Here is a 2845-nt window from a genome sequence, read left to right on the forward strand (position 1 = left end):
GAAATGAGTTATATGCTCTTCAGCATCTCTAATTTCTTCATACTCATATAATTTTAAAGCCAAATATATTAAATTTGCCCCCCCAAGACTTAAATCATCAATTCTTCCTGAACCGTCATAATCTAAAGAATCCTCGACTACTAATCCAAGTGATTGGATTAATTCAGTAAAATCTTCTGGTAGTTGTGATGAAACCAATATTTTTGGCGAATATGTTGAGCCAACCGTATTAAGTAAAGATGTTGATATTTTATTACTTAGTCGAGCAATTTCAGGAATTGCTGAAATTTGTTCATTAATGTTCTTAACATTCTCAGAAATATCTTTTCTATCATCAATTTGTTTGCTTTTTAAAGTGAGCAATTTATACAGTGGATTAGTTTTATAATACTTTAAATCAGCTACCACGTTGCGAAGAGCCTTGACATAAGTACAAGCAACTTCACTACCTAAGGCGAAGTATGGCGGTTTTTTTACACCAATGACTGTAGCATCATCTTCATTGGGATTTGAAAAAATGTAATTTTCAAAATCCCCAACTACTTGCTTATAAACTTCGTCATTATTAAAATCAACTTTTGTTCTAACAAAAGCGACAGCCTCGTAAGTCTCTTTGGATATTATACAAGTTGATTTCAACTCTGTAAAAGCCTCTAATCTTGATTCTAAATCTTTATTATCTACAGTTAACTCGTATAGCTTTTGCCTAATATGAAATCTTGGGCGATATATAAATGTATAATTTCCTTCTTTTAATGCCTCTTCGTTACCATTATTTATTGTATAGTTCGCAATAACCTGTTCTTCTTCAGATTCACTTAAATCATCAAAATACATTGTGATAATAATCCAGTGCCCGAAGGGGTCATTTAAGCCACGATAAAAATCTTCACCTGATAGAACTCTTGAATTCATTGGAAGTGAGTCATCAAGAATCAATCGCATAGCATTAAACAAATTTGTTTTACCTGAAGCATTCTCACCGATAATTGTATTCACTGAGTTTTTAACAAAGCAGAAATTTGAGCTTCGAAAGTTTTTATAATTTCTAATAGCTAATTTATTGATATACATAGTAATCGATTGGTTCCTTAGCATAGTTTTATTACACATTAGATTACTCCATAGCCACAAGAAGCACAAAGCTATCGAGTACAAAAGTCTGACTAAGTCAAGTAAAAGCAAGGTAATTTACAAGAAAGACTAAAAGAAATGATATAATACCATATGTAAATTACATTATGAAAACCAATGCGGTGATTAAACTACTTTTAAATCAATACCTTATATTCAATAAAAATTAATATTGACGATGAAACATAACTATCGGATATTAAGTAAACAAAAAAATTCAGATACATCCTAACAATGATCTTGATACTTACTGACAGTAACGATGTTCATGCAGACATAGTTTCGATGAAACTCGGTGATAACTATTTCCGTTTGAATTTAGATATAGAAGCCCTTAAAGATACAAAAATTAGCTTTGATGGCTCTGAATGGACTATCTCCCAGAACGGAAAAACAATCAAAAATTCATCCGTAAAATGTGTTTGGCCAAGGCGGGTATCTGTTCAAGTCAATTCTGAACAACAGCAAGATCAAAGTAATGGTTTCAGATTATGGCGATCTGAATGGAATAAAAGCCTTTTTGGTCTATATAATGCATTATCTGAAAGTTGCTGGTTTAATCATGTAAGAGATGCAACTCTCGCTGATAACAAGTATTTTCAACACAAAATAGCTAATGAAGTTGGGCTAAATAATCCACTATTTATAACTTCAAACTCCAAAGAAGACCTCAAAAATTTCTTAACTACTTACCCTGATTCGGTTCTTAAATTCATGTCTCAAGATATGTATATCTCTGAATCAGGTGAGTTATTAGGTCTATATGTAAACAAAATAACTTTAGAACAATTAGAAAGTTTTGCAAACTATTCAGAAAATCCAATTACTCTTCAAAAATATGTTAATAAAAAATTTGAAGTTAGATACACAGTAATTGAAGATGAACATTTTGCTTGTGCTATAGACTCTCAGCATTCAAACAAGGCAAAAATAGATTGGCGTAGATACGATATACCTAATACACCGCACTGGAAAATTGATGCCCCCACTTCGGTGAAGGAAAAAATAAATTCCTTAATGTCTAAGTTAAACCTTCGATATGGGGCTTTAGATTTCATCGTTGATGAAAATAATGACTGGTGGTTCTTAGAGGTGAATTCTGCTGGTCAATGGTTGTGGATCGAAGATTTATCCGGCATGGATATTTCCGGGTCCATTGCAAATTGGTTAACTTCAAATAGCAGGTGAACTATGAATGTATTTGGTTTAAATTTTCTTGAAAAAATGGAATCGGAACAAAAAGTAGATGTTTCAAACTGGGCTTGGAAACCAGAAAATAGTGAAGCTCAGAAGATCTACGGCTCAGGGATGTCTACTAAGTCACGTGAATCTACTTATGCTGCTGAAAAAGATAGCAGAGAAGATTCAGATCGCCCCAATGAAGGTCTGGCAGCCTAACCACTAGAGCCAGCCACTGCTGGCTCAATTAAAAATGAATAAAATTATGAAAAAAATTCCAAAACCGCTGATAGACACGTACAAAAAAAGCATAAAATTATTATTTGTTCTCATAATATTATTTTTTTTCTTTGACCTTAGCTCACCATATTTATTAGTTTTTCCAATTTGTATTGTTATCCCTTTCTTTTATCGTTTGGTAGAATTAAAAAATAAAACTGAACGTGATCTGATTAAATCAGCAAATGATACTGTTTTATTTTCAGTAAGTGCTCTAACAACTGCCTTACTAACTTTAAAAACATTACCCAAT

General features: G+C 32.3%; 3 protein-coding genes and 1 pseudogene. 3 read left to right on the forward strand and 1 reads right to left on the reverse strand.

The window, feature by feature from the left end:
* The coding region (locus C3451_RS24040) for an AAA family ATPase (protein ID WP_240034233.1) at positions 1 to 1074 on the reverse strand (1074 nt) is incomplete at its 3' end.
* Positions 1075 to 1419: 345 nt separating this feature from the next.
* On the opposite strand from C3451_RS24040, the gene C3451_RS24045 reads away from it, so the two are divergent.
* From C3451_RS24045 to C3451_RS24460, 3 genes and pseudogenes are all read left to right on the forward strand, one after another.
* Positions 1420 to 2322 carry a hypothetical protein gene (locus tag C3451_RS24045; RefSeq protein WP_124302410.1) on the forward strand — a complete coding sequence of 301 codons (903 nt, stop codon included), beginning with the start codon at positions 1420 to 1422 and terminating at the stop codon, positions 2320 to 2322.
* Positions 2323 to 2325: 3 nt separating this feature from the next.
* The gene (locus C3451_RS24050) at positions 2326 to 2532 is read left to right on the forward strand and encodes a hypothetical protein (RefSeq protein WP_071698745.1); all 207 of its coding nucleotides are present in this window, start codon (positions 2326 to 2328) and stop codon (positions 2530 to 2532) included.
* A gap of 46 nt (positions 2533 to 2578) precedes the next feature.
* Positions 2579 to 2845: pseudogene (locus C3451_RS24460) on the forward strand (hypothetical protein); the annotation flags it as partial.

Origin of the sequence: Enterobacter sp. 301B (genome assembly GCF_003850715.1) — a bacterium.
GTDB lineage: Bacteria > Pseudomonadota > Gammaproteobacteria > Enterobacterales > Enterobacteriaceae > Enterobacter > Enterobacter intestinihominis.

Coding starts and splice junctions, on each gene's coding strand:
- C3451_RS24045 (WP_124302410.1), top strand. CDS start 1,420: ATGAAACTCGGTGATAACTATTTCCGTTTGAATTTAGATATAGAAGCC.
- C3451_RS24050 (WP_071698745.1), top strand. CDS start 2,326: ATGAATGTATTTGGTTTAAATTTTCTTGAAAAAATGGAATCGGAACAA.